Source organism: Micromonospora sp. CB01531, from assembly GCF_001905095.1.
In the GTDB taxonomy this organism is placed as follows: domain Bacteria; phylum Actinomycetota; class Actinomycetes; order Mycobacteriales; family Micromonosporaceae; genus Micromonospora.
In genome coordinates this window covers 139464-146267 of sequence record NZ_LWLS01000001.1, presented here as the reverse complement: position 1 = coordinate 146267, position 6804 = coordinate 139464, and the positions used below count along the sequence as shown (strand labels likewise).

Below are 6804 nucleotides of genomic sequence, written 5' to 3'. Positions count from 1 at the left end.
CCAGCAGGGCGATGTTGTAGCCGTCCGGCGCGGACGCCAGCACCTCCTTGCCGCCGACGGCGCCGTTGGCGCCGGGCTTGTTGGTGACGACCACCGACTGGCCGAGCGGCTTCTCGGCGGCCTTGCCGATGGCCCGGCTGATCAGGTCGCCGCTGCCGCCCGGGGCGAACGGCACGGTGAACTGGACCGCGCGGGTCGGGTAGTTGCCGCCCGCGGCGTCCTTGCCGCCCTGCACGCCGGAGCAGGCGGCGACCGGCAGCACGGCGAGCGCGGCGAGGCCGGCCAGCAGCCGGCGGCGGGACGGGGACGGGAGGGGGGATCTCATGACGACTCCTCGTGCGTGTGGGGGTGGTGGGGGTCAGCCCCGGACCAGGCACGGACGTTTGGGGTGGAACGTCCAGTCGGGGATGAGGTAGCGCATCGCCTCGGCGTCGTCGCGGGCGCCGAGGCCGTGTTCCAGGTAGAGCTGGTGGGCCGCCTCGACCCGGTCCAGGTCGAGCTCGACGCCGAGGCCCGGCGCGGTGGGAACCGCGATGGCGCCGTCGGCGATGGTCAGCGGGTTCTTCGTGAGCCGCTGGCCGTCCTGCCAGATCCAGTGGGTGTCGATGGCGGTGATCTCGCCGGGCGCGGCGGCCGCGACGTGGGTGAACATCGCCAGCGACACGTCGAAGTGGTTGTTGGAGTGCGAGCCCCAGGTCAGCCCCCAGGCGTCGCACAGCTGGGCGACGCGCACCGAGCCGGCCATGGTCCAGAAGTGCGGGTCGGCCAGCGGGATGTCGACCGCGTCGGCGCGGATCGCGTGGCCCAGCTCCCGCCAGTCGGTGGCGACCATGTTGGTGGCCGTACGCAGGCCGGTGGCCCGGCGGAACTCGGCCAGCACCTCGCGGGCCGAGAACACCCCCTCGGCGCCGCACGGGTCCTCGGCGTACGCGAGCACGTCGCGCAGCTCGCGGCAGAGCGCGACGGCGTCCCGGAGCAGCCAGCCGCCGTTGGGGTCGAGCGTGATCCGGGCGTCCGGGAATCGCCCGGCCAGCGCCCGCACCGCCTCGGCCTCGACCGGGCCGGGCAGCACCCCGCCCTTGAGCTTGAAGTCGCGGAAGCCGTAGCGGGCCCGGGCCGCCTCGGCCAGGGCGACGACGGCCTCCGGGGTCAGCGCCTCCTCGTGCCGCAGCCGCAGCCAGTCGTCGGCCGCGTCCGGCTCGCTCCGGTACGGCAGGTCGGTCCGGTTGCGGTCGCCGACGAAGAACAGGTACCCGAGGGTGGGCACGCTGCTGCGCTGCTGGCCGTCGCCGAGCAGGGCGGCCACCGGCACCTCCAGGTGCTGGCCGAGCAGGTCCAGCAGCGCCGCCTCCAGCGCGGTCACCACGTGCACGGTGGTCCGCAGGTCGTACGTCTGCGCGCCCCGGCCGCCGGCGTCGCGGTCGGCGAAGCGTGCCCGGACGGCGGCCAGCACGGCGTGGTGCTGCCCGACGGGCCGGCCGAGCACCAGGTCCCGGGCGTCGGAGAGGGTCTGCGTGATGGCCGGGCCGCCGGGCACCTCGCCGACGCCGAGCCGTCCCTCGCTGTCGGTGAGGAGCACCAGGTTGCGGGTGAAGAAGGGGGCGTGCGCGCCGCTGAGGTTCAGCAGCATGGAGTCGTGCCCGGCGACCGGCACGACCCGCATCCCGGTCACCACGGGGGTGCGGGGCGGGGCCACGGTGGGCGCCTCGGCAAGTTCGCTGGTCATGGCTCAGTCCCGTCCCGGATGGCCGTCGACGCGCCGCCACAGCCCCAGCGGATTGTCGTCGGCGAGTTCGGCGGGCAGCAGGTCGGCCGGCACGTTCTGGTAGCTCACCGGACGCAGGAAACGGTCGATCGCCAGGGTTCCGACCGAGGTGCTCCGCGGGTCGGAGGTGGCCGGGAAGGGGCCGCCGTGGACCACGGCGTGCCCCACCTCGACCCCGGTGGGCCAGCCGTTGACCAGCACCCGGCCGGCTTTGAGCTCCAGCTCGGCGAGCAGCCGGCGGGCCCGCGGGTGGTCGGCGGGGGCCGCGTGCACGGTGGCGGTGAGCTGCCCGTCGAGTCGTTCGACGATCTCCCGCAGCTGGTCGTCGCCGGTCACCCGGACCACCACGGTCACCGCGCCGAAGACCTCCTCACGCAGCGCCGGCTCGGCCAGGAACGTCGCGCCGTCGGTGACCAGCAGTCCGGTCCGGCCGGCGCAGGCGATGCCCGCGCCCGCGGCGCCCCGGGCCACGGCGCGTACCCCGTCGAGCGCGGCCAGCCGGTCGAGGCCCCGGTCGTACGCGGCGTGGATGCCGGCGGTCAGCATCGGCGCCGCCGGGACGCCCCGGACCGCCTCGGCGGCGGCCGCCACGAACTCGTCGAACCCGTCGCCGTCGGGCAGGAAGACCAGGCCGGGGCTGGTGCAGAGCTGCCCGACGCCGACGGTCACCGAGCCGATCAGGGCGGCACCCAGCTCGGCGCCCCGCTCGGCCAACGCGCCGGGCAGCACGAACACCGGGTTGACGCTGGACATCTCGGCGTACACCGGGATGGGTTCCGGGCGGGCGGCGGCCGCAGCGACCAGGGCGAGCCCGGCGGCGCGGGAGCCGGTGAACCCGACCGCCCGGATCCGGGGGTGGCGGACCAGGGCGGCGCCCAGCCCCGTGCCGTCGCCGTACAGCAGGGAGAAGGTGCCCTCGGGCAGGCCGTGCTCGCGTACCGCGGCCTGGACGGCCCGGCCGACCAGTTCGGACGTGCCGGGGTGGGCCTCGTGCGCCTTGACGACGACGGGGGCGCCGGCGGCCAGCGCCGAGGCGGTGTCGCCGCCGGCGACGGAGAAGGCCAGCGGGAAGTTGCTCGCGCCGAAGACCGCGACCGGGCCGAGCGGGACGCGACGCTGCCGCAGGTCCGGTCGGGGCAGCGGGACCCGGTCGGGCTGGGCCGGGTCGATCCGGACGTTGAGCCAGTCGCCGTCGCGGACGACCGAGGCGAAGAGCCGGAGCTGGTTGCAGGTACGGGCCCGTTCGGCGAGCACCCGGGCCGCCGGGATGCCGGCCTCGGCCACCACCCGCTCGACCAGGGTGTGGCCGAGCGCCTCGAGGTTGGTGGCGATGCTCTCCAGGAACGCGGCCCGGGTCGCCAGGTCGGCGTGCCGGTAGCCGTCGAACGCGGCCCAGGCGAGTTCGGCGGCGCGGTCGACCTCGGCGGCGCCGCCCAGGCCGTACGCCGGTTCCAGCGTCCGCCCGCTGCGCGGGTCGACGGCCCGGACCTCGCCCTCGTTGCCGTGGACCTCGGCGGAACCGATCAGCATGGCGCCGGTGAGCAGTGTGGTGTCGCTGGTGGTCATGGCGGTCAGCCCAGCTTCTCGATGAGGGTGGTTAGCGCGCCCTGCTCGTCGGCGGTGAGGTCGGTCAGCGGCGGCCGGACCGGGCCGGCGGGGCGGCCGACGACCCGCATCCCAGCCTTGATGATCGAGACCGCGTAGCCGGCCTTGCGGTTCCTGATCTCCAGGTACGGCAGCACGAACTCGTTGAGCCGGGTGTAGACGCCGGCCCGGTCCTGGGCCCGCACGGCGGCGTAGAACTCCAGCGCGAAGGTGGGGGCGAAGTTGAAGATCGCGGACGAGTAGGTGGTCACGCCCAGCTCCAGGTAGGGCAGGGCGAACGTCTCCGCGGTGGGCAGGCCGCCGATGTAGAGCAGCCGGTCGCCGATCGTGGCGTACAGCCGGGTCATCAGCTCGATGTCGCCGACGCCGTCCTTGAAGCCGATCAGGTTGGGGCAGGTCGCCACCAGCCGCTCCATGGTCGGCACGGTGAACCGGCCGTTGGCCCGGTGGTAGACCACCACGCCCAGCGAGGTGGCCGCACAGACCGCCCGCACGTGGGCGGCGAGACCGTCCTGGCTCGACTCGGTCAGGTACGGCGGGAAGAGCAGGATGCCGTCGGCGCCGGCCCGCTCGGCGTCGCGGGCCAGGTCGACCGCCTGGGCGGTGCCGAAGCCGGCCGGCGCGATGATCGGCGTCGTGCCGCCGCTGCCCGCCACCGCCGCCCGCACCACCCGGGCGATCTCGTCCGGGGTCAGGGAGAAGAACTCCCCGGTGCCGCCCGCGGCGAACAGCCCTGCCGCCGGGTACGAGGCGAGCCAGCTCAGGTTCTCCCGGTACGCGGCCTCGTCGAACTCCAGCTCGGGGGTGAAGTGGGTGACGGGGAAGGACAGCAATCCGCTCCCCAGCACGCGCTGAAGCTCTTCCGGGGTGTGTCGGGTCATCTCGCTGGACTCCTGTTTCGCGTAGGTGACCAGGAGGTTAAGCACCTCGGGTGATACCAGTCCAACACGAGTTGGGCATTGGCTGATACCTTCCCGGCATCATCGCTGGAGGTGCCATGTTCACCCTCGATCAGCTCCGGGGCTTCGTGGCGGTCGCCGAGGAAGGCCACGTCGGGCGGGCGGCCGCCCGGCTGCGGATGACCCAGCCGCCGCTGAGCCGCCAGATCCAGCGGCTGGAACGCGCCACCGGGCTGCTGCTGTTCGAGCGAACGTCCACCGGCGTCACCCTCACCCCCGCTGGCCGGGTATTCCTCGACGAGGCGCGGCGGCTGCTCACCCTGGCCGCCACCGCGCCGCTGACCGCGCGCCGGGTCGCCGACGGCACCGCCGGGTCGATCCGGATCGGCTTCACCGCCGTGTCGGCGCTGACCGTGCTCGGGCGCTGGATCGCCACCGCGGCCGAACACCTGCCCGGCGTGGACCTGGTGCTCTCCGAGATGGTCACCCGGGTCCAGCTCGACGCGATCCTCGCCGGCGAGCTGGAGGTGGGGCTGGTCCGCGAGGTGCCACGCAGCGAGCTGCTCGCCTCCCGGCTGGTGCACACCGAGTCGCTGGTGCTGGCGGCGCCCCGCGACCACCCGCTGACCCGGCTCGGCCGCTCGCCCCGGCTCGCCGACGTCGCCGAACACGACGTGGTCACCTACTCGCCCTCGGAGGCGTGGTACTTCTACGAACTGGTGGTCGCCGCGTTCCACCAGGCCGGCGTCGCCCCCCGGTACGTCCAGCACATCAGCCAGGTGCACACCCTGCTGTCGGTGGTCAACGCCGGCCTGGGGGTGGCCCTGGTGCCGCGCTCGGCGTCCGCGCTGCGACTGGAGAACCTGGCCTTCCTCGACGTGACCGACATCGAGGAAGGCACGGTGAAGCTGCACAGCGTGTGGCGCACCGGCCACCAGAACCCGGCCCTGGCGGCGCTGCTGGCGCGGGTGACCGGCTGATCAGGCACCCGCGCCGACGCTCGGTCAGGCCGCCGGCAGGAGCACCTTGGCGGCCAGCTTGGCCAGCTCGCGCAGCGCCTTGCCACGGTGGCTGACCGCGTCCTTCTCCTCCGGAGTCAGCTCCGCGTTGGTCCGCTCCTGACCGTCGCCGAGGAAGATCGGGTCGTACCCGAAGCCGCCGTCGCCGCGCGGGGCCCGCAGCAGCCGACCCGACTGCCGGCCGTCGACCAGGTGTTCCTTGCCGCTCGGCAGCACCAGCGCCACCGTGCAGACGAAGGCCGCACCCCGGTGCTCGTCCGCCAGGTCGGCGATCTGGTCCAGCACCAGCTGGAAGTTGGCCCGGTCGTCGCCGTGCCGGCCGGCCCAGCGGGCGCTGAACACGCCCGGCATGCCGTTGAGCGCGTCCACGGCGAGCCCGGAGTCGTCGGCGATGGTCGGCAGGCCGGTACGCCGGCAGCCCTCCCGCGCCTTGATCAGCGCGTTCTCGCCGAAGGTCAGGCCGGTCTCCGGCAACTCCGGATACTCCTCGACGTCGTCCAGCCCGAGCAGGGCGATCCGGTGCGCGCCGAGCGCGCCGTCGAGGATCCGCTGGAGCTCGACGAGCTTCTTCCGGTTCCGGGTGGCGAGCAGGACTGTGTTCATGAAAGACCACCTTCGTTCGCGACTGCGGGGCTCGCAAGCTCGCACCTCGCGCTCACTGGAGCGCCTTCCGCTGCGCGTCGGCCAGTTCCAGGCAGCCCACCACGCCCAGGTCGAGCAGGGCGTCGAGCTGCTCCCGGGCGAAGACGCCGGCCTCGCCCGTCCCCTGCACCTCGACGAAGTCGCCGGTCCCGGTGCAGACCACGTTCATGTCGACCTCGGCGGCCACGTCCTCCTCGTAGCAGAGGTCCAGGCGCGGCTCGCCGGCGATGATGCCGACGCTGACCGCGGCCACCGAGCGGTGCATCACCTTCTCCACCTTGCCGGCCAGGGCCTTGCGCTCGGAAAGCCAGGTCACCGCGTCGTGCAGCGCCACGTACGCGCCGGTGATCGCCGCGGTCCGGGTGCCGCCGTCGGCCTGGAGCACGTCGCAGTCGAGCACGACCGAGTTCTCGCCGAGCGCCTTCAGGTCGATGCAGGCCCGCAGGCTGCGGCCGATCAGCCGGGAGATCTCGTGGGTACGCCCGCCGATCTTCCCGCGCACGCTCTCCCGGTCGGAGCGGGTGTTGGTGGCCCGGGGCAGCATCGCGTACTCGGCGGTGACCCAGCCGAGCCCGGAGCCCTTGCGCCAGCGGGGCACCCCCTCGGTCACGCTCGCCGTGCAGAGCACCCGGGTCGCGCCGAACTCGACGAGGACCGAGCCCTCCGGGTGGGTGCTCCAGCCCCGGGTCAGGGTCACCGGTCGGAGTTGGTCGGGCCGCCGCCCGTCAGGTCGCGCCATGCCTGCACCTTATGCGGTGCGGTGATCGAAGCGCTCCGCGGTGTGCCCTCTGCCCGGGCGGGTCGGTGGCTCGCGTCCGAAGCGCGGGCCGGTCGGTCCAGTCCGACCCGGCGGTGGCGGGGCCCAGCTCGCCGC

At 74.1% G+C, this 6804-nt stretch carries 7 protein-coding genes; 1 reads left to right on the top strand and 6 read right to left on the bottom strand.

Going from position 1 to position 6804, the window contains the following annotated elements:
- From A6A27_RS41980 to kdgD, 4 genes are all read right to left on the bottom strand, one after another.
- A partial coding sequence (locus A6A27_RS41980) for a tripartite tricarboxylate transporter substrate-binding protein (RefSeq protein ID WP_274534514.1) occupies positions 1-325 on the bottom strand: 325 nt, incomplete at its 3' end.
- Between the two features lie 33 nt (positions 326-358).
- Complete coding sequence (gene gudD / locus A6A27_RS00690) at positions 359-1726, bottom strand: glucarate dehydratase (protein WP_073832366.1); 1368 nt, start codon at positions 1724-1726, stop codon at positions 359-361.
- A 3-nt stretch (positions 1727-1729) separates the two neighbouring features.
- Positions 1730-3331, bottom strand: a complete 1602-nt coding sequence (locus A6A27_RS00685; protein WP_143193811.1) for an aldehyde dehydrogenase (NADP(+)) — start codon at positions 3329-3331, stop codon at positions 1730-1732.
- A 5-nt stretch (positions 3332-3336) separates the two neighbouring features.
- Positions 3337-4296 carry a 5-dehydro-4-deoxyglucarate dehydratase gene (gene kdgD / locus A6A27_RS00680; RefSeq protein ID WP_198940140.1) on the bottom strand — a complete coding sequence of 320 codons (960 nt, stop codon included), beginning with the start codon at positions 4294-4296 and terminating at the stop codon, positions 3337-3339.
- 71 nt (positions 4297-4367) lie between these two features.
- Here kdgD and A6A27_RS00675 point away from each other — a divergent pair, with 71 nt between their 5' ends.
- Positions 4368-5249 carry a LysR family transcriptional regulator gene (locus A6A27_RS00675; RefSeq protein WP_073832364.1) on the top strand — a complete coding sequence of 294 codons (882 nt, stop codon included), beginning with the start codon at positions 4368-4370 and terminating at the stop codon, positions 5247-5249.
- A gap of 24 nt (positions 5250-5273) precedes the next feature.
- Here A6A27_RS00675 and rdgB read toward each other — a convergent pair whose 3' ends face one another.
- Together rdgB and rph are read right to left on the bottom strand one after the other, a co-directional pair.
- Positions 5274-5891: an RdgB/HAM1 family non-canonical purine NTP pyrophosphatase gene (gene rdgB / locus A6A27_RS00670; protein ID WP_073832363.1), complete on the bottom strand. Its 618-nt coding sequence runs from the start codon at positions 5889-5891 to the stop codon at positions 5274-5276.
- A 52-nt stretch (positions 5892-5943) separates the two neighbouring features.
- Positions 5944-6669: a ribonuclease PH gene (rph, locus tag A6A27_RS00665; protein WP_073832362.1), complete on the bottom strand. Its 726-nt coding sequence runs from the start codon at positions 6667-6669 to the stop codon at positions 5944-5946.
- Between the last annotated feature and the right edge of the window lie 135 nt (positions 6670-6804).

What these genes read in the sequence shown, in the direction of transcription:
- rph (WP_073832362.1), bottom strand. Translation starts at nt 6,669, where the DNA reads ATGGCGCGACCTGACGGGCGGCGGCCCGACCAACTCCGACCGGTGACC.
- gudD (WP_073832366.1), bottom strand. Translation starts at nt 1,726, where the DNA reads ATGACCAGCGAACTTGCCGAGGCGCCCACCGTGGCCCCGCCCCGCACC.
- A6A27_RS00685 (WP_143193811.1), bottom strand. Translation starts at nt 3,331, where the DNA reads ATGACCACCAGCGACACCACACTGCTCACCGGCGCCATGCTGATCGGT.
- rdgB (WP_073832363.1), bottom strand. Translation starts at nt 5,891, where the DNA reads ATGAACACAGTCCTGCTCGCCACCCGGAACCGGAAGAAGCTCGTCGAG.
- A6A27_RS00675 (WP_073832364.1), top strand. Translation starts at nt 4,368, where the DNA reads ATGTTCACCCTCGATCAGCTCCGGGGCTTCGTGGCGGTCGCCGAGGAA.